The organism is Cupriavidus phytorum (assembly GCF_003254285.1).
Classification (GTDB): Bacteria; Pseudomonadota; Gammaproteobacteria; order Burkholderiales; family Burkholderiaceae; genus Cupriavidus; species Cupriavidus phytorum.
This window is the reverse complement of the sequence record NZ_QKZN01000003.1, coordinates 515762-534768: the sequence shown is the minus strand read 5'-3', so window position 1 is coordinate 534768 and position 19007 is coordinate 515762. Positions and strand designations below refer to the sequence as shown.

Below are 19007 nucleotides of genomic sequence, written 5' to 3'. Positions count from 1 at the left end.
CAACTGCGCCGGCCCTTTTGCTTGATGCGACCCGCCGCTTACTGGCTGGCGAACTGGATCCGGTGCAGCCCGGCGTACAGGCCATTGGCCGCCAGCAGCTGCGCGTGGGTGCCGGTTTCGGCGACGCGGCCGTGGTCGAGCACGGCGATGCGGTCGGCATTCTCGATGGTCGACAGCCGGTGCGCGATCACCAGCGTGGTGCGGCCCTTCATCAGTTCCTCCAGCGCCGCCTGCACCTGCCGCTCCGATTCCGAGTCCAGCGCCGAGGTGGCCTCGTCCAGGATCAGGATCGGCGCATCCTTGTACAGCGCGCGCGCGATCGCCAGGCGCTGGCGCTGGCCGCCGGACAGCTTCATGCCGTTGTCGCCGATATTGGTCTGCACGCCCTCGGGCAGGCCCTTGACCGTTTCGGTCAGGTAGGCCGCCGCCAGCGCGCGCTCGACGCGGTCCATGTCGATCTCGCTGCCGGGCTGCGCGCCATAGGCCACATTGGCGGCGACCGTGTCGTTGAACAGCACCACGTCCTGGCTGACGAAGGCGATCTGGTTGCGCAGGTCCTTCAGCGCCAGCTCGGTCAGCGGCACGCCGTCGAGCAGGATGCGGCCCGAAGTCGGATCGAAGAAGCGCGGCACCAGGTTGACCAGCGTGGTCTTGCCGCTGCCCGAAGGTCCTACCAGCGCCACCACCTCGCCCGGGCTGACGCGCAGGTCGATGCCCTCCAGCGCGGCGCGCGGCGCCTCGCCATAGCGGAAGCCGACCTGTTCGAAGGCCAGTTCGCCGCGGGCGCGGGCGAGCGGCTTGCCGCCGTCCTGCGGCTCGACCGGTTCGTCGATCAGCCGGAAGATCATCTCGGCGGCGGTGATGCCGCGCGTCAGCGGCTGGTTGATGTCGGTCAGGTGCTTGAGCGGCGAGATCAGCAGCAGCATCGCCATCACGAAGCCGGTAAAGCCGCCCACCGTGGTCTGGTTGGCCTGCGCCTGCACCATGGCGATGGTGATGATCACCGACAGCGCCAGCGCCGCCAGGAAGGCCGTGACCGGCTGGTTCAGCCCGCCCGCCACCGCCATGCGCATCGAGTAGTTCTTGAGCCGCTCGGCCACGGTGCGGAAGCGCCGCAGTTCATAGGCCTCGCCGCCGTGCAGCTTGACCACCTTGTAGCCGCCCACCGCCTCTTCGACCACATAGGCGGCATTGTTGGTATAGGTCTGGTGATCGCGGTTGAGCTTGCGCAGCCGGCGGTTGATCTTCGACATCAGGTAGCCGATCACCGGCAGGATCACCGCGACGATCAGCGTCAGGCGCCAGTTGGTATAGAACAGGTAGATCAGCAGCGCGACCACGGTCAGCGAATCGCGCACCAGCGTGATGAACACGCTGGTCAGGATCTGCAGCACCTGGTTGACCTCGAAGATCACCGCGTTGATCAGCGACGCCGCGGTATTGCGGTGGTAGAACGACGCCGGCGCCTGCAGCAGGCGCTCGAACATCTGCAGCCGCATCTTCAGCAGCACGCGGTTCGAGATCAGGTTGAGCAGGTAGCCCGAGGCAAACTGCGCCACGCCGCGGATCAGCGCCACGCCGGTCAGGATCGCCGGCACATGCCACAGCGTGCCGGCGTAGTCGCCGCCGAAGCCCTTGTCGAGCAGGTCGTTGACGACCTTGGGGATCACCCCTTCGCTGGCGGCCACCACCGCCATGGCGAGGATGGCGCCGATAAAGATGCGCAGCTCGGGGCGCAGGTAAGACCAGAGCCGGCTGGCCATGCTGGACGGCACGGCGGCACCTGGCGAGATGGGCGGTTTGGATGTGGTCACTGGGTTTTCTTCTGGGTGATGGCAGCGTTGCGGCACCAGGGCGCGGCGCTAGCCCGGCCGCTTCTGGCGCGCGACGCGCAGGAAGGGCCTGACGAAGACCTGGAACAGGAAGCGCTGGTAGACATAGCGGCGCAGATAATAGCCGACACTGCGGCGCGCCTTGTCGGTGGCGTCGAGGTCGGCGCGATGCGTTTCCAGCGACGAGGCCTCGGCCAGTTCGGTCAGGCCGATGCAATACGGAACCACGGCACGGACCGAGACCAGCCCGCGCCGCTCGAACGCGGACCAGTAGTCGGCCGCGCACCAGGTCGGCTGCAGCCCCGCCACCAGCCGCTCGGCGGCGGCACGGGTGACGACATAGCCATGCGCGCGCCACCATTCGCCATAGCGTCGCACCAGCTTGCGTTGCGGGCCCAGCGGCCTGGTGCCCCAGCGGGTGAACTTGTCGACATGCGACAGCAGCACGACCTCCGGGCGGGCCGGGTCCATCTGGGACGCCAGCGCCTCGAGCACCGCCGGCACGTCATCGCCCAGCAGTGCATCGTCTTCCAGCACCAGCGCCAGGCTGGCGCCGTCCTCGAGCATCTTGCGGTAGACCCCCAGATGGCTCAGCGCGCAGCCGATCTCGCCGCGGCTCATGGGACGGTAGCTGGTGCTGGCGCCCTGCGCGTCGTAGCGGCGCGCGACCTCGTCCTCGGCCAGCGCGCGTCCGTTCACGGCGGCAAACACCTGGAACGGCACGCCCAGGCGCGTCAGCTGACCGGCAATGCGCTGGCGACGTTCCCCGGCGCTTTCGAGATTGATCACATAGGCGCCGATCATGCCGCCACCGTCCGTGCGTGCTGGCCGGTCCGGCGTCGAAGATAACTCGATGCGGCGGAGATCGAAGCGGCACATGCCACCAGGGATAAAACCGTTTCCATCCCTGTGAATCGGGACCAATGTGCTCGTGTCATCAAGTTGGCAACTGAGATCTGGGCTTCGGCGCGCGCGGCGCGCACCGGCAAATCGAAGGCAGGCGGCTGCGGGGCCACTGCGCCGGTGCGGTAGAATACGCGCTCTTCCATCAGCGCCCGGCTGGCGGCGACGCCGGCGGCTGGCCGGCCTGGCCCGGACGGGGCGCGCCCCTACGTTCCATGAAAGTCTCCGCCGTCATCATTACCAGGAATGAAGCTCACAATATCGGGCCATGCCTTGAAAGCGTGTCCTGGTGCGAAGAGGCGATTATAGTGGATTGGGCCAGCACGGACGACACGGTGGCGATCGCGCGTGCCGCCGGCGCCACCGTGATCCAGACCGACGACTGGCCCGGCTTCGGCCCGCAGAAAAACCGCGCGGTCCAGGCTGCGAGCGGCGACTGGATCCTCAGCCTGGACGCCGATGAACGCGTGCCCCCGGCGCTGCGCGATGAAATCCTGAAGCACTTGCAGCAGGCAGACGCCCAGGCACTGGCGCTGCCGCGCCTGTCCGCGTTCTGCGGCACCTTCGTGCGCCATGCCGGCTGGTATCCGGACTATGTCACCCGGGTATTCCGCAAGGGCCGCGGCCGCTTCACCGACGATCTCGTGCACGAACACCTGAAGGTGGACGATCCGGTCACGCGGCTGCGCGAGCCGCTGATCCACTACAGCTACCGCTCGCTGTCCGACGTGCTGCGCAAGATCGACAGCTATTCCAGCGCCGGCGCGCAGCAGGCCTACGCGCGTGGCAAGCGCAGCTCGGTCGCGTCGGCGGCGGGCCACGGCCTGTGGGCGTTCGTGCGCACCTACCTGCTCAAGCGCGGCTTCCTCGACGGCAGCGCCGGCTTCGGCGTCGCGCTGATGAATGCGCAGGCCAGCTACTACAAGTACGCCAAGCTGGCGCAGCTGCACGCCGCGGCCGACAACAAGGCTGCCGGCTGAAGCGCCCGACGCGGCCGCGCGCCGCTTCACCCTTATCTTCTCGATCGATGAAAGTTGGCATCTCCTGCAATCGCTTCGGCGCCGGCGGCGGCCTGGAGCGCTACGCGCTCGACATCAGCCGCGCCATGGCGAAGCGCGCCGATACCGAGGTCTCGGTCTACGCGCGCCGCTTCGACGCCGGCGTGGCGGCGTCCGCTGGGGTTGCGGCGCATCGGATCGTGGTGTCGTGGCTGCCGGGCAAGCTGCGCGACCGCTTTTTCTCGTGGCGGCTGCAGGGGCTGCGCGATGCCGGCGAAGTGCTGATCGGCTGCAACCGCGTGCGCGGTTCCGATATCGCCATCTGCGGCGGCACCCATCGTGGCTATCTCGCCGCGCGCGGCACGCCGGCGCGGCGCTCGGACCAGTGGCAGATCGATCTCGAAAGCGCGCAATATGCCGGCGCGCACCGCGTGGTGGCGCATTCCGCGCTGATGCGGCGCGAAGTGATCGAGCTGTACGGGATCGCGCCCCAGCGCGTCGAGCTGGTCTACCCGCCGGTCGACACGCAGCGCTTCACGCCGGTCGATGACGGTGCGCGCGCCGCGCTGCGACGCGAATTCGGCTTTGGCGACGATGAGATCGTGTTCCTGTTCCCGTCATCGGGCCATGCGCGCAAGGGCTTCGACCTGCTCGCCGGTTATTTCTCGCGCTCGGACCTGCCGATCACGCTGGCGGTAGCCGGCCGCCCGGTCGGGCGCACCATCCCGCGCGTGCGCGAACTGGGCTACAGCAACCGCATCGACGCGCTCTACCGCGCCGCCGACTTCACCACCCTGGCGTCGGGCTATGAGCCGTTCGGGCTGGTGGGGGTGGAATCGGTGCTGTGCGGCACGCCGCTGGTGTTTGCCGACAATATCGCCTGCCTGGAAGTGATCCGGCCGCAGGCGGTGCATGCGTTCTCGCGCGAGCGCAGCGAGACCCTGGACCATGCCATCCGCGCCGCGGTGGCGTCGGTGCGCAGCGGCCAGGCACGGCTGGCGAACCCGCTGGCGCTGCTCGACTACGACCCGGGCATCGAGGTCCATGTCGACACCCTGCTGCGGCTGGCCGCCGACGCACGCGCCGCCCGGCGCGCCGCCTGAAGCGGCGTCGGCCGGGAGATCAGGCGCGCTTATTCGTACACGGTGCTGACGGCATCGGCCGACAGCACCTGCCGCAGCGCGGTCAGCGCCTCGTCGGAAGGCACCACCTGCCAGTCGGGCCCGAGCATCGCTTCGCAGCTGGCGGACTTCGCCTCGTAGCGGATCCGCACCGGCAGGCCCTGCGCGCCGCTGGCGCGCGCGAGGTGGGGCATCAGCAGCTCGCGCAGCATGCCGGTCGAGGAATTGCCGTTCATCGACAGCCGCACCGCGCTGGCAAAGCGCACCCGCGCGGCAACCAGGTCCATCACCGATTCCGCGGTAAAGCGAACGCCGCCGGTGAAGGTATCGTGGCGCGCATTGCCGGTGGCGATCAGCAGTTCGTCCTCGCGGAACATCTGCCGGTTGGCGTCGAAGACCTCGTTGAACACGGTCATCTCGACCAGGCCGGTGCCGTCGTCGAGCGTCACGATCAGCATCTTGCCGCGCTGGGTCATCTGCGTGCGCATGCCGCTGATCACGCCGGCAATGGTCTTGCCGCGCACGTCGCGGCCGAAGCCGCCGCCGTTGCCCTGCACTTCCTTTTCCAGCCCGGCCAGCGTGCCCTTGTTGAAGCGGCGCACCTCGTCGCGGTAGGCGTCGAACAGGTGGCCCGAGAAGTAGTAGCCGAGCGCCTGCTTTTCTTCCTGCAGCGTGCGCTTGGGACTCCAGCGCGGCTCGTCGAGCAGTTCCGGGCGGTGCGCCTCGCCGGCGTCGCCCATCAGGTCGAACAGCGACACCTGGTTGGCCGATTCGGCCTTCTGCTCGGCGGCTTCCATCGCGATCGGCACCGACGCGAGCAGCTGCGCGCGGTTGTCGTTGAGGCTGTCGAAGGCGCCGGCGCGGATCAGCGCCTCGATGGTGCGGCGGTTGACCTGGCGGCGGTCGACGCGCTCGCAGAAATCGAACAGGTCGGTGAAGGGACGCTCCTCGCGCGCGCGCAGGATGTCTTCGATCGCGCCCTGTCCGCTGCCCTTGATGCCGCCCAAGCCGTAGCGGATGGTCCTGGGGTCGGTCGGCGCGAAGCGGTATTCGCTGGCGTTGACGTCAGGCGGCAGCACCGCGATCTTGTTGAGCTTGCAGTCCTCGTAGAGGATCTTGACCTTGTCGGTGTCGTCCATGGCCAGCGACATGTTGGCTGCCATGAATTCGGCCGGGTGGTGGGCCTTGAGCCACGCGGTGTAGTACGCCAGCAGCGCATACGCGGCCGCGTGCGACTTGTTGAAGCCGTAGCCCGCGAACTTCTCCATCAGGTCGAAGATGTCGTCGGCCTGCTGCGCCGACAGCCCGTTCTTGTCGGCGCCCTCGCGGAACATGACGCGGTGCTGCGCCATTTCCTCGGGCTTCTTCTTGCCCATGGCCCGGCGCAGCAGGTCGGCGCCGCCGAGCGAATAGCCGCCGATGATCTGCGCCATCTGCATCACCTGCTCCTGGTAGACCATGATGCCGTAGGTCTCTTTCAGGACGGGTTCGACGCGCGGATCGGGATACTCGACCTTCTCGCGGCCGTGCTTGCGCGCGCAGAAGCTGGGGATCAGGTCCATCGGGCCGGGACGGTACAGCGCCACCAGCGCGATGATGTCCTCGAAGCGGTCAGGCTTGGCATCCTTCAGCATGCCCTGCATGCCGCGGCTTTCCAGCTGGAACACGGCGACCGTGTTGGCGGTCTTGAGGATGTCGAAGGCGGGGCCGTCGTTGAGCGGGATATGGCTGCAGTTCCAGTCGGCCTTGCTCGGATCCAGGCGGCGGATATAGCGCTCGGCCCAGTCCAGGATGGTCAGCGTGGTCAGGCCCAGGAAGTCGAACTTGACCAGGCCGGCGGCCTCGACGTCGTCCTTGTCGTACTGGCTGACCACGCCGCTCATGCCGTCGTTCTGCGCGCCCTGCGTGTACAGCGGGCAGAAGTCGGTGAGCTTGCCGGGCGCGATCAGCACGCCGCCGGCGTGCATGCCGACGTTGCGGGTCATGCCCTCGACGCGCTGCGCCAGCTCCAGCAGCTGGCGCACTTCTTCCTCGTTGCGCTCGCGCTCGGTCAGCAGCGGCTCTTCCTTCTTGGCCTCTTCGATGGTGACCAGCTTGCCCGGCTTGAACGGGATCAGCTTGGCGATGCCGTCGACAAAGCCGTAGCCGAGGTCGAGCACGCGGCCCACGTCGCGCACCGCGGCCTTGGCCGCCATGGTGCCGAAGGTGGCGATCTGCGACACCGCGTCCTTGCCGTACTTCTCCTTCACGTAGGTGATCACGCGATCGCGGCCGTGCTGGCAGAAGTCGATGTCGAAGTCGGGCATCGAGACCCGTTCCGGGTTCAGGAAACGCTCGAACAGCAGCGCGTACTTGAGCGGGTCGAGGTCGGTAATGCCGAGCGCATACGCTACCAGCGAACCGGCACCCGAGCCGCGGCCCGGGCCCACCGGCACGCCGTTGTTCTTGGCCCAGTTGATAAAGTCCGCCACGATCAGGAAGTAGCCGGGGAAGCCCATCTTGATGATGGTGCCGGTCTCGAACTCCAGCCGCGCGTAGTATTCCGGGCGCTTGGCCTCGCGCACCGCCTCGTCGGGGAACAGCACCGCCAGGCGCTTCTCCAGGCCTTCCTTGGCCATGAACACGAGGTAGTCGTCGAGCGACATGCCGTCCGGCGTCGGGAACAGCGGCAGGCGCGGCTTGCCCAGTTCCAGCGTCAGGTTGCAGCGGCGCGCGATCTCGACCGCGTTCTCCAGCGCCGACGGGATGTCGGCGAACAGCGCGCACATCTCGTCCTGGGTCTTGAAGTACTGGTCGGTGGTGAAGCGCCGCGTGCGGCGCGGGTTGGCCAGCAGCTCTCCCTCGGCGATGCACACTCGCGCCTCGTGCGCGGTGTAGTCGTCCGGCGTCATGAACTGCACCGGATGCGTCGCCACCACCGGCAGCTGCAGCGCCGCCGCCAGCTGCACCGCCTGCTGCACGTAGGCGTCGGTGCCGGCGTGGCCGGCGCGCTGCAGCTCGATATAGAAGCGCTGCGGGAACACCGCGGCCCAGTGCTGCGCGGCGCGGCGCGCGCCGTCGGCATTGCCGTTGGCGAGCGCCATGCCGATATCGCCGCCCATCGCGCCCGACAGCGCGATCAGGCCCGTGGCCAACGGCATGTCGTCCTCGCCAGGCTCCAGGAACCACGACGGATCGATCTCGGCGCGGCCGCGATGCTGGTTGCCCAGCCACGCGCGCGACAGCAGCATGCACAGGTTCAGGTAGCCGCGCCGGTCCTGCACCAGCAGCAGCAGGCGCGCGGGCTTGTCGCGGTCCTCGGCGTTGGTCAGCCACACGTCGGCGCCGACCACCGGCTTCACGCCCTTGCCGCGCGCTTCCTTGTAGTAGCGGATCAGGCCGAAGGCGTTGGCAAGGTCCGTCAGGGCGAGCGCGCCCATGCCATCGGCGGCGGCGGCCTTGACGGCATCATCGAGGCGGACAATGCCGTCGACGATGGAGTATTCGGAATGCAGGCGGAGGTGTACGAAGCGGGGTGCGGACATGGGCGACATTGTACCGGCTCGGCCCGCCCGCATGCCGCCAATGTTGCGCGCCACCGGAGCCGGCGCGCGCGGGCGCATAGCGGAGTGGCGTGCTTGGGAATGCGCCACGCGCAGGGTCCGCGCACGCTATAATTTCGCCTTTCCAATCAGGCAGTTATCGCAGGCTGTCGGCGCCCTTCGGGACGCCGCCGCGGCGGCGCAGGATCCCATGCAGATCGTCAATATTTCCGCTTACAAGTTTGTCTCGCTGGACGACATCGAGACCCTGCGCCCGGCTATGCGCGAGCGCTGCGAGGCGGCGGGCCTGAAGGGCACGATCCTGCTCGCGCCGGAAGGCATCAACATGTTCCTGGCCGGCCCGCGCGAAGCGATCGACGGCTTCATGGCGTGGCTGCATGCCGATGCGCGCTTTGCCGATATTGCACCCAAGGAAAGCCTGTCGGACCACCAGCCCTTCAAGCGCATGCTGGTGCGCGCCAAGAAGGAAATCATCACCATGAAGATGCCGCTGATCCGCCCCGAGGCGGGCCGCGCGCCGTCGGTGCGGCCGGTGGACCTGAAGCGCTGGCTGGACCAGGGGCACGACGACGAAGGCCGTCCGGTGGTGATGCTCGATACGCGCAATGACTTCGAAGTGGCGGTCGGCACCTTCGACAACGCGGTCGAGTACGACATCGCCAAGTTCAGCGAATTTCCCGACGCCGTCGCCGCGCACAAGGCCGAGTTGGAAGGCAAGACCGTGGTCTCGTTCTGCACCGGCGGCATCCGCTGCGAGAAGGCCGCGATCCATATGCAGGAAGTCGGCATCGAGCGCGTCTACCAGCTTGAGGGTGGCATCCTGAAGTACTTCGAGGAGGTCGGCGGCAGCCACTATCGCGGCGACTGCTTCGTCTTCGACTACCGCACCGCGCTGAACCCCAGCCTGGAACCGGCCGGGCCCAAGCAGTGCTTTGCCTGCCGCGCCGTGGTCACGCCCGAGCAGCAGCAAAGCCCGCATTATGTGGTCGGCAAGAGCTGCCCGCACTGCATCGGCGGCAAGGACCGGGCCGCCGCCTGAGGGCTTTCAGCCCGCGCGGCTCAGGCCGCCAGCAGGTGGTAGAGGTTGCGCAGCATGCCGGCGGTGGCGCCCCAGATAAAGCGCTGGCCGCCGTTCTCGCGCGGATAGGGCATGGCGTAGAACATGCGTTCGCCGTCGACCCAGCGGAACAGGCGCCGCTCGTGGTGCGACGGGTCCATCAGGAAGGCCAGCGGCACTTCGAACACGTCGGCCACTTCCGAGGCATCGGGGCGCAGCGTGAAGCCATCGCGCACCAGCCCCACCACCGGGCTGACGTGGAAGCCGGTGCCGGTGATGTAATCCGGCAGCGCTCCCAGCACCTCGACATAGTCGCGCGCCAGTCCCACTTCTTCTTCGGTCTCGCGCAGCGCGGTGTCGATGCGATTGATGTCCCACGACTCCTGCCGCCCGCCCGGAAAGCTGATCTGCCCGGCATGCGCGCTGAGATTGGCATTGCGCTGCGTCAGCAGCACCGTCAGGCCATCGCTGCGCTCGACCAGCGGCACCAGCACCGCGGCATCGCGCAGCCCGCGGCTGCGATCGTAGACCCGCGATTCGTCGGTCAGCTCGGGCGCCCATGCCGGCGGTGCCTGGAAGCGGTGCCGGATAAAGTCGACCTGCAGGCGCGGCGCGCTCAGCGCACCGTTGCGCAGGTCGGTATCGATGACGGGAAGGGATTCGGGATCGAAGGCGGGACGCATAACATCGCAAGTATGACAGAAGCGCGCCATCTGGCGCCGCAGCAAAGCGTGGCCCCTGGACCCGAGCGGCCATGCAAAAAGGGCACCCTGGGGTGCCCTTCCTGAGGAAACGCTGGCCGGGTCGCCCCGGCCGGCATGTCCGGCTTACTCCGCGGCCTTGGCAGCGGCGGCAGCCTTCGACACCAGCTTTTCCTTGATACGTGCGGACTTGCCCGAACGCTGGCGCAGGTAGTACAGCTTGGCGCGACGCACGTCGCCGCGGCGCTTCACTTCGATGCCGGCGATCAGCGGCGAGTACAGCTGGAACGTACGCTCCACGCCTTCACCCGACGAGATCTTGCGCACGATGAAGGACGAGTTCAGGCCGCGGTTGCGCTTGGCAATCACGACGCCTTCGTAGGCCTGCACGCGCTTGCGGTTACCTTCGACCACGTTGACGCTGACGACGACGGTGTCGCCGGGCGCGAATGCGGGGATGGTCTTGTTCGCGGTCAGGCGCGCGATCTCTTCCTTCTCGATCTGTTCGATGAGGTTCATCGTTTCTTCTCCGTAACCATCGTGCCGGCGTTGTATGCCCCAGGATTTCCCGGGCCCCGGCAGAGGATGGGGTTTTACCTGGCGGGAGTTTCCCCCCGCCCTTCCTTCGCCGCCCATTCCGACAGGAACTTCTCGTCGGCACGGGTCAGCAAACCTTGTTCGCGCGCCGCCTCGATCAGATCGGGGCGCTTGCGCGCGGTATTGGCCAGCGCCTGCTGGCGCCGCCATTTTTCGATCTCGGCATGATGGCCCCCGAGCAGGATGTCGGGGACCCGCACGCCTTCGTATTCTTCCGGCCGGGTGTAGTGCGGGCAATCCAGCAGGCCATTGACAAAGCTGTCCTGCACCGCCGACTGCGCATCGCCCAGCACGCCGGGCAGGTGGCGCACCACCGCGTCGATCAGCGCCATCGCCGGCAGTTCGCCGCCCGACAGCACGAAATCGCCGAGGCTGATTTCCTCGTCCACGCGGCGGTCGATCAGCCGCTGGTCGATCGCCTCGTACCTGCCGCACAGCAACACCAGGCCCGGCCGCTGCGCCAGCTCCATGACCTTGGCATGGGTCAGCGTCTGGCCCTGCGGCGACATCAGCACCACATGCGGCTTCGCCACGCCGGCTTGCGCCTGCGCCGCCACCGCGGCATCGATCGCGTCGTCCAGCGGCTTGGCCAGCATCACCATGCCGGGACCGCCGCCATAGGGCCGGTCATCGATGGTGCGGTAGTTGTCGACAGTGAAATCGCGCGGATTCCAGCTGCGCAACGCATACCGCTGCTGCTTGGCTGCCCGGCTGGTAATGCCCCAGTCGGTCAGCGCGCGAAACATTTCGGGAAACAGCGTGATCACGTCGAACTGCATCCGCTCTCTCCCTTCATGGATTCGCACCCGCGCAGCCACTGCTCAGTAATCGAGCCCCCAGTCCACCACGATGCGCTTGCCCGCGGTATCCACCGTACGCAGGAACGCGTCGACAAATGGAATCAGCCGTTCGCCGGCCTTGCCGTCGGGCTGCACGAAGGCAACCTGCAGGATCTGGTGGGCACCGTTGTCGATCAGCCCGGACACCTCGCCCAGCAACTCGCCTTGCTCGTTGCTGACGCTGCAGCCGATCAGGTCGACCCAGTAGAATTCATCTTCTTCCGGCGCCGGAAAATCCGCGCGCCGGATCCACACGCGACGGCCACGCAGCGCTTCCGCAAGATTGCGGTCGGCCACGCCGGCAGCCTGCGCCACCACCGTGCCGCTGTGCTCGCGCGACTGCGCGATCTTCACGCAGACGGGCTCCGCCCGCGCTGCCTCGGCCGCCTTGGCCGCCACCAGCCCCGCCTGCGGCGGGCTCAGCAGCCACCAGCGGCGGGCATGCAGCAGCGCCGACGCATCGTCGGCATGCGGCTGGACCTTGATCCAGCCACGGATGCCATAGGCAGCGCTGACATAGCCGACTTCCACCAGGTCTTCGGGCAGCGAATCGGCATACTGCAGCGCGGCGGGCAGCCTGAGCGCCTTGGCGGGCTCGGCCTGCGGCCGGTTCAGCGGCGGTTTCGACGGCCGCTGGGCGCCCTGCTTTCGCTCAGTCACGTGTGCGCGTGTTCCAATGCAAACGCGCCCCGCCGGTTACGGCAGGGCGCGTTGCAAGAAGACAATCAGGCAGCCGCCTTGGTGCCTTGCTTGACCAGGCGGGCAACGGTCGGCGACAGCTGCGCGCCGACGCCTTGCCAGTAGGCCAGGCGGTCTTGCGACAGGCGCAGGCCTTCTTCACCTTCGGCTGCCAGCGGGTTGTAGAAACCAACGCGCTCAATGAAACGACCATCGCGACGGTTGCGCGAGTCGGTGGCGACGATGTTGAAGAACGGGCGCTTCTTGCTGCCGCCGCGAGCCAGACGGATAACGACCATGGAATGATTCCTCAGAAAACGGGGTGTTCAAGGGCGTTCGAACACGAAACGCAAGAGTATAGCCCAATTCCCGAGGCCAAACAAACACTTAGGTGGTTGACGCGTGAACGCGGCGCAGGCATCGTGGCAAAAACCGCGACAGGAGGCCATACATGCGCCCCGCTCTGCACTTCATGGTTGGCATGGTACCGCGTACGCTGCTGGCGCTGATGGTACTGGCAACGAGCCAGTCCGCGCTGGCCGCGCTGCCGCTCGACCAGCTGCGCCTGCCGCCCGGCTTCCGCATCGAGGTGCTGACCGACGACGTGCCAGGCGCGCGCGCCATGGCGATGTCGCCGTCCGGCACGCTGTTCGTGGGATCGCGCAGCGAAGGCAAGCTCTATGCGGTCAGCGATGCGCTCGGCACGCGCCCGCGGGTGCGCACCGTCGCCACCGGCTTGCGCAATCCGCTGGGCGTGGCCTTCCATGACGGCAGCCTGTATGCGTCCTCGGTCTCCCGGATCGTGCGGCTCGACCAGATCGAGTCCCGCCTGGACCAGCCGCCCGCGCCCCGGGTGGTGAGCGACCGCTTCCCGTCTGACGGCCACCACGGCGGCAAATTCATCGGCTTCGGCCCCGACGGCTACCTGTACGTCGCCACCGGCGCCCCGTGCAATGTGTGCGAGCCAGACGAAACCCGCTATGCCAACATCGTCCGGATGAAGCCCGACGGCAGCGGCCTGCAGGTGGTCGCGCGCGGCGTGCGCAACACCGTCGGCTTCGACTGGCACCCCGCCACGCGCGAACTGTGGTTCACCGACAACGGCCGCGACCGCATGGGCGACGACGTGCCCGACGACGAACTGAACCGCGTCACCGCGCCCGGCCAGCATTTCGGCTACCCCTACTGCCACGCCGGCAACGTCGCCGACCCGGAATACGGCGGCAAGCGCCCGTGCTCCGAATTCGTGCCGCCGGTGGCGCGCCTGGGCGCGCATGTCGCCGCGCTGGGCATGCGCTTCTACACCGGCACGCAGTTTCCGCCGGACTACCGCAACAACGTCCTGATCGCCGAGCATGGCAGCTGGGACCGCAGCGAGCCTTCCGGCTACCGCGTGGTGCGCGTGGTGCTGGATAGCGCCGGCAAGGCCGTGCGCCAGGAGGTGTTCGCGCAGGGCTGGCTGCGCGGCGGCAGGGCCTGGGGCCGGCCCGTCGATGTCCTGGTCGCGCCGGACGGTTCGCTGCTGGTCAGCGACGACCACGCAGGGACGATTTACCGCATCCGCTACCAGCCGTGAATCCGGCTGAAAGCCCCGCCCGGCGCGGCTTTGTGCGGGCGAAACAATCCGTTACACCGGTAACGGGATTGGCATAGGCGCCCCGATGCCCCATGCGTACCATGAACCCATCTTCCAACAGCAACACAGCGCGACAGGACCCTGGGAATCCGCATGCTCACCCGCTCTCTCCTGCGCGACCTGGTGGCTGGCATCCTGGTGGCCTCGGGCCTGGTCGGCGCGGTAGGCGCCAGCCATGCCCAGGTCGCGTTCTGGCAACAAATCCGTTCCGATGGCCGGCCCGCCCGGATCCAGTCCGGCGATGGCTGGCAGATGGCCAGCGTGCGCGCCGAAAGCCGTGAACACGTGCAGGCGCAGATCGACCGGATGGAGGCGCGTGCCCGCGCCGACGACCGCCTCAGCGGCCGCCGCGCCGCGCTCGCCGGCGCCCGCGACGACAACCGTGGCCGCGGCCAGGAACGCAATCCCCCCAATGACGCCCGCAACGAACCGCGCCAGGGCCAGATCGGCCCCGGCTGGCAGGCGCGCGGCCGTGACAACGGCCGCGACAACAGCCGCTGATAGCAGCCGACGCCGCTTCCCTGGCGGCTGAACGCCGCGCCCCGCCCCTCGCTGCGGAACTCCGCCCCCGCCCGGCCTGTCTCTACTTAAGTGTGTGCCCCGATTCCGGGCGCGCGCACAGGCTGCCGCCCGGCGCTGTCCGGGGCTCACAGCGTGCCGTCATGTGCGGACGGCAATCGAACTGACCTGCCTCTGCCCGACACCTCCTGCCGGGACCCGACCAAGACGGCCCGGGCGCAGCCTCCAGAATGACAATAATTCTGTGAGGTTTGTCATGTCACCCCTGCTTAGCGACCTGGCCGAACACGCGGGCCAGCTATCGCTGTCGATCCTGTTCATGGGCATCCTGACCCTGGTTCTCTACAGCGAAACCCATATCAGCGAACACGCCTCGGCCTTTATCCGCGGCCTGATCGCCGGCGGCTGGCATTAGCGCCGCTGGCGCCTTTTGACGCACTTCCCTTCCTTGCGCTGACTGCCGGCGTACAATGTGGGCCGGCCGGTACCCTTGTGCCGCCACTTCCGTGCCGGCGCAACGCCGGCCTGCATCCCAGGCCTGAAACTCTCGTTCCGACCATGCCCGCAGCCACGCCAGCCCGCCACACCTCTCCGCTCGCCCCGCCGTCCGCGCGCGGCAAATCGAAGCTGCTGACCGTGGCGCTGGCGTTCCTGTTCGGCAGCCTGGGCGCGCATCGCTTCTACCTGGGCGGACTGCGCGACCTGTATGGCTGGGCGCACCTGCTGGCGCTGCTGGCCGGCGCCATCGGCGTGGCCTCGATGGCCACCGGCGCGGGCAGCCCGGCCCTGAACTGGACCTTTGCCGTGGCCGGCGGCATTTCCGTCATCAGCGCCTTCCTGGCGGCGATCGTCTACGGGCTGCGCCCGGACGACAAATGGGACGCCCGCTTCAACCCGCACGGCAAACCCACGCGCTCGGGCTGGCCGGTAGTGATCCTGGTGATCCTGTCGCTGCTGATCGGTACCGGCCTGCTGATGGCGGGGCTGGCGATCAGCTTCCAGACCTTCTTCGAGTCGCAGGTCGAGGCCGCGCGCGAACTGTCGCAGTAGGCTCCCTGCGCATCGTCTCCCCCGCTCACCTCTTGTGCGTGGTCAATGCGGCCGCAATCGCCGGTTTCCCTTTCTGCCAATTCGCCCATACTGGTAGAGCCGTCCGATCCTGGCGGCGCGACGACGCGCGGCGAGGCCATGCCCCGGCAGCGCAAAGGAGCAAGAATCGACATGCCAAGCTATGAGGAAGGACGCCTGGCGGCGATCGCCGTCCGGCTGGCGCTGTCCTCGGGACTGCCGCCATCGAGCGCCAAGGCCGCGCTGGAGCTCGCCAGCAGCATGATCGGCGACCAGCTGGCCACGGCAGCCGCTCTGAAAGCTCAGAACAGCGAACCCTGCGGGTCGTCCTTGCCGCTAGGTCCCGCCGCCGGCGGGCGAAAACGCGAAGTATCCAGTTCAAACCGGTTGTAGCGGAAGCCGAGCCGTTCGGCGGCCTTGTAGAAGCGCTGGCGCAGCAAGTCCGCCCACACGCCGGTCCCGCGCATGCGCGTGGCAAAGTTCGCATCGTAGGCTTTGCCTTCGCGCATGTCTCGCACGCGGTTCATGACCCGTTCGGCCCGGTCGGGGAAGTGTGCCTGCAGCCATTCCTCGAACAGCGGCCGAACTTCCCACGGCAATCGCAGCACGATGTAGTTTGCATAGACGGCGCCCGCCTCGCGCGCCGCTTCCAGCACGCGCTCCAGGTCAGGCTCGGTGATGAAGGGGATCACCGGGGCGATGCTGACCCCGACCGGGATGCCGGCGTCGGTCAGCGTGCGGATGGTGCGCAGCCGCCGCGACGGCGTCGCTGCGCGCGGCTCGAGCGTGCGTGCGATGCCGGCGTCGAGCGTGGTGATGGTCAGTGCCGCCACCGCCAGCCGCTTGGCCGCCATCGGCGCGAGCAGGTCGATATCGCGCTCGATCAGCGATGACTTGGTGATCAGCGCCACCGGGTGGTCGCATTCGTGCAGCACTTCCAGCAGGCTGCGCGTGATGCGCTGTTCACGCTCGATCGGCTGGTACGCGTCGGTGTTGACGCCCAGCGCGATGGTCTCGCAGCGGTACGACGGCCGCGCCAGCGTTTCGCGCAGGCGCTCGGCGGCATTGGTCTTGGCATAGAGCTGGGTTTCGAAGTCCAGCCCCGGCGACAGGTCCAGGTAGGCGTGCGTCGGCCGGGCAAAGCAATAGATGCAGCCGTGCTCGCAACCGCGGTAGGGATTGAGTGAAACGTCGAACGGGACATCCGGCGAGGCATTGCGCGTCAGCACGGAGCGGGCGCGCTCGAAATGGACTTCGGTGCGCAATGGCGGCAGCGGCGCGTCGTCGGTGCCCGCAATGACGGCCGGCCCCGCAGCGGTGTCTTCCGGCACCGGGCCCCAGCCATCGTCGAACGCCTCGCGCTGGTCGCGCTCGAAACGCCCCTGCAGGTTGCTGACGGCGCCGCGGCCCTTGCGCGCCACGGGCGAACGCGCGCCGGCCTGCGGCGCCTGCGCGTCGGCATCGGCCTCGCGCCGCGTCGCGCCGGCGAGGGATCTGGCGGGCGGCCGGGCGGGCGATTTGGGTTTAGGCGGGGGGCGCTCCATGCTGGCCTTCGTTACGCGGCCTGGCTCTTCTCCTCTACCGAGATGGCCAGTGTCTCCTTGATCTCTTCCATCACCACATAGCTCTTCGACTGTGCCGCGCCCGGAAGCTGCAGCAGGATGTCGCCCAGCAGCCGGCGGTATTCGCCGATCTCGCGGATGCGCGCCTTGATCAGGTAGTCGAAATCGCCCGACACCAGGTGGCATTCCAGCACTTCCGGAATCCGCAGCACCTCGCGGCGGAACTGCTCGAACATATTGCCCGACTTGTTGCCCAGCGAGATCTCGACGAATACCAGCAGCGCGCTGCCCAGCAGTGCCGGATTGAGCCGTGCGTAGTAGCCCATGATGACACCATCGCGCTCCAGGCGCTTGACGCGCTCGATGCACGGCGTGATGGTCAGCCCGACCGCCTCGGCCAGGTCTTTCATCGACATCCTGCCGTCGCTCTGCAGCGCGGTCAGGATCTTGCGGTCGAGCCGGTCGAGCGTACGCTGGGGCTGGCGACTCGTTCTCATGAGTTTTTCCTGTTTTCCTGAGAAATTCGGTAACTATGACTGGAATGCATTCAATAGTATAGAGACAAATCCTCTATACCGTAGTCATCGCAGTTGGAGCCTCCGAAATGCGCGTTCTCGTACTTGGCAGTGGCGTGATTGGCGTCACCAGTGCGTGGTACCTGGCCAAGGCCGGTCATGAAGTGACCGTGGTCGACCGCGAGGCCGGCCCCGCGCTCGGCACCAGCTTTGCCAATGCGGGCCAGATCTCGCCCGGCTACGCGTCGCCGTGGGCCGCGCCCGGCGTGCCGCTGAAGGCGATCAAGTGGATGTTCCAGGAACACGCGCCGCTCAGCATCCGCCCGGACGGCACGCTGTTCCAGCTGCAATGGATGTGGCAGATGCTGCTGAACTGCAGCGCCGGACGCTATGCCGTCAACAAGGAACGCATGGTGCGGCTGGCCGAGTACAGCCGCGACTGCATCCGCGCGCTGCGCGCGGAAACCGGCATTGCCTACGAAGGCCGCCAGCAAGGCACGCTGCAGGTGTTCCGCACCGACGAGCAGCTGCACGGCGCGGCCAAGGACATCGCGGTGCTGGAACAGGCCGGGGTTCCTTACCAGTTGCTTTCGCGCGAAGAACTCGCCGCGAGCGAACCGGCGCTGGCCGCCGTCCGCCACAAGCTGGCCGGCGGCCTGCGCCTTCCCAATGACGAAACCGGCGACTGCGCGCTGTTCACCCAGCGCCTGGCCAACATGGCCGGCACGCTGGGCGTCCGCTTCCTGTACAACCGCTCGATCGACGGCCTGATGAGCCAGGGCGACGCCGTCACCGGCGCCGTGGTCGACGGCGAGCCGATGGCGGCGGACCTGGTGGTGGTGGCGCTGGGCAGCTGGTCGACGCAGCTGGTCAAACCCTTCCTGCGCGGCATGTCCAACCTGCCGGTGTATCCGCTCAAGGGCTTCTCGATCACCGTGCCGCTCAGCGATGCCTCGCGCGCGCCGGTCTCGACGGTGCTCGACGAGACCTACAAGGTGGCCCTGACCCGCTTCGACGACCGCATCCGTGTCGGCGGCATGGCGCAGATCGTCGGCTATGACCGCAGCCTCGACCCGGCCAAGCGCCGCACGCTCGAGCATGTGGTGACGGACCTGTTCCCGGGCGCCGGCGATGTCAGCCAGGCCACCTTCTGGACCGGCCTGCGCCCGATGACGCCGGACGGCACCCCCATCGTCGGCCCGACCCAGGTACGCGGCCTGTGGCTGAACACCGGCCACGGCACGCTCGGCTGGACCATGGCCTGCGGCTCGGGCAAGCTGTTGTCGGACCTGGTCTCGGGCAAGTCGCCGGCGATCCGTGCCGACGACCTGTCGGTCGGCCGCTACCTGAAGCCGGCGCGCCATCACCTGGCGCCCCGTCCGGCAGCCGCCTGATACAAGGCGGGCTTCCCCAAAGCAAAAAAGGGCGACCTTGCAGGT

Annotated in this window: 18 protein-coding genes; 8 read left to right on the top strand and 10 right to left on the bottom strand. The window is 67.8% G+C overall.

The window, feature by feature from the left end:
- Positions 1 to 38 precede the first annotated feature (38 nt).
- Together msbA and C7416_RS10855 are read right to left on the bottom strand one after the other, a co-directional pair.
- On the bottom strand, positions 39 to 1763 hold the full coding sequence (gene msbA, locus C7416_RS10860) for a lipid A export permease/ATP-binding protein MsbA (RefSeq protein WP_181461215.1): 1725 nt from the start codon (positions 1761 to 1763) through the stop codon (positions 39 to 41).
- A gap of 99 nt (positions 1764 to 1862) precedes the next feature.
- Positions 1863 to 2636, bottom strand: coding sequence for a glycosyltransferase family 25 protein (locus C7416_RS10855; RefSeq protein ID WP_111518967.1), 774 nt, complete (start codon positions 2634 to 2636; stop codon positions 1863 to 1865).
- A 314-nt stretch (positions 2637 to 2950) separates the two neighbouring features.
- Between C7416_RS10855 and C7416_RS10850 the strand changes: the two genes are divergently transcribed.
- A complete protein-coding gene (locus tag C7416_RS10850) occupies positions 2951 to 3715 on the top strand; it encodes a glycosyltransferase family 2 protein (RefSeq protein ID WP_111518965.1) in 765 nt (254 codons plus the stop codon).
- Between the two features lie 47 nt (positions 3716 to 3762).
- A complete protein-coding gene (locus tag C7416_RS10845) occupies positions 3763 to 4836 on the top strand; it encodes a glycosyltransferase family 4 protein (protein ID WP_111518963.1) in 1074 nt (357 codons plus the stop codon).
- Between the two features lie 29 nt (positions 4837 to 4865).
- Here the strand turns inward: C7416_RS10845 and dnaE are convergent, their stop codons facing one another.
- Positions 4866 to 8378, bottom strand: coding sequence for a DNA polymerase III subunit alpha (dnaE, locus tag C7416_RS10840; protein ID WP_111519063.1), 3513 nt, complete (start codon positions 8376 to 8378; stop codon positions 4866 to 4868).
- Positions 8379 to 8586: 208 nt separating this feature from the next.
- Between dnaE and C7416_RS10835 the strand changes: the two genes are divergently transcribed.
- Positions 8587 to 9435: a sulfurtransferase gene (locus C7416_RS10835; protein WP_111518961.1), complete on the top strand. Its 849-nt coding sequence runs from the start codon at positions 8587 to 8589 to the stop codon at positions 9433 to 9435.
- A gap of 20 nt (positions 9436 to 9455) precedes the next feature.
- Here the strand turns inward: C7416_RS10835 and C7416_RS10830 are convergent, their stop codons facing one another.
- The 5 genes from C7416_RS10830 to rpsP form a co-directional block, all read right to left on the bottom strand.
- A complete protein-coding gene (locus C7416_RS10830; protein ID WP_111518959.1) occupies positions 9456 to 10136 on the bottom strand; it encodes a CoA pyrophosphatase in 681 nt (226 codons plus the stop codon).
- A 144-nt stretch (positions 10137 to 10280) separates the two neighbouring features.
- On the bottom strand, positions 10281 to 10673 hold the full coding sequence (rplS, locus tag C7416_RS10825) for a 50S ribosomal protein L19 (protein WP_012352117.1): 393 nt from the start codon (positions 10671 to 10673) through the stop codon (positions 10281 to 10283).
- A 74-nt stretch (positions 10674 to 10747) separates the two neighbouring features.
- Entirely contained in the window at positions 10748 to 11530 is a 783-nt protein-coding gene (gene trmD / locus C7416_RS10820) for a tRNA (guanosine(37)-N1)-methyltransferase TrmD (RefSeq protein WP_111518957.1), read from the bottom strand.
- 42 nt (positions 11531 to 11572) lie between these two features.
- Complete coding sequence (gene rimM, locus C7416_RS10815; protein WP_240988202.1) at positions 11573 to 12205, bottom strand: ribosome maturation factor RimM; 633 nt, start codon at positions 12203 to 12205, stop codon at positions 11573 to 11575.
- Positions 12206 to 12315: 110 nt separating this feature from the next.
- Complete coding sequence (gene rpsP / locus C7416_RS10810; protein ID WP_111518953.1) at positions 12316 to 12567, bottom strand: 30S ribosomal protein S16; 252 nt, start codon at positions 12565 to 12567, stop codon at positions 12316 to 12318.
- 152 nt (positions 12568 to 12719) lie between these two features.
- On the opposite strand from rpsP, the gene C7416_RS10805 reads away from it, so the two are divergent.
- The 4 genes from C7416_RS10805 to C7416_RS10795 all read left to right on the top strand — a co-directional run bounded on the left by C7416_RS10805 (position 12720) and on the right by C7416_RS10795 (position 15473).
- Positions 12720 to 13844 carry a PQQ-dependent sugar dehydrogenase gene (locus C7416_RS10805; RefSeq protein WP_111518951.1) on the top strand — a complete coding sequence of 375 codons (1125 nt, stop codon included), beginning with the start codon at positions 12720 to 12722 and terminating at the stop codon, positions 13842 to 13844.
- Between the two features lie 153 nt (positions 13845 to 13997).
- Entirely contained in the window at positions 13998 to 14405 is a 408-nt protein-coding gene (locus tag C7416_RS10800; protein ID WP_111518949.1) for a hypothetical protein, read from the top strand.
- Between the two features lie 274 nt (positions 14406 to 14679).
- Positions 14680 to 14838: a hypothetical protein gene (locus tag C7416_RS29115; RefSeq protein ID WP_165835196.1), complete on the top strand. Its 159-nt coding sequence runs from the start codon at positions 14680 to 14682 to the stop codon at positions 14836 to 14838.
- A gap of 143 nt (positions 14839 to 14981) precedes the next feature.
- Positions 14982 to 15473 carry an NINE protein gene (locus C7416_RS10795; RefSeq protein ID WP_111518947.1) on the top strand — a complete coding sequence of 164 codons (492 nt, stop codon included), beginning with the start codon at positions 14982 to 14984 and terminating at the stop codon, positions 15471 to 15473.
- A gap of 320 nt (positions 15474 to 15793) precedes the next feature.
- On the opposite strand, the gene C7416_RS10785 is transcribed toward C7416_RS10795, so the two are convergent.
- Together C7416_RS10785 and C7416_RS10780 are read right to left on the bottom strand one after the other, a co-directional pair.
- Positions 15794 to 17035, bottom strand: coding sequence for a PA0069 family radical SAM protein (locus C7416_RS10785; RefSeq protein ID WP_258401091.1), 1242 nt, complete (start codon positions 17033 to 17035; stop codon positions 15794 to 15796).
- A gap of 11 nt (positions 17036 to 17046) precedes the next feature.
- Positions 17047 to 17550 carry an Lrp/AsnC ligand binding domain-containing protein gene (locus C7416_RS10780; protein WP_012352108.1) on the bottom strand — a complete coding sequence of 168 codons (504 nt, stop codon included), beginning with the start codon at positions 17548 to 17550 and terminating at the stop codon, positions 17047 to 17049.
- 107 nt (positions 17551 to 17657) lie between these two features.
- Between C7416_RS10780 and C7416_RS10775 the strand changes: the two genes are divergently transcribed.
- Positions 17658 to 18962, top strand: a complete 1305-nt coding sequence (locus tag C7416_RS10775; RefSeq protein WP_111518943.1) for a D-amino acid dehydrogenase — start codon at positions 17658 to 17660, stop codon at positions 18960 to 18962.
- Positions 18963 to 19007: the final 45 nt, after the last annotated feature.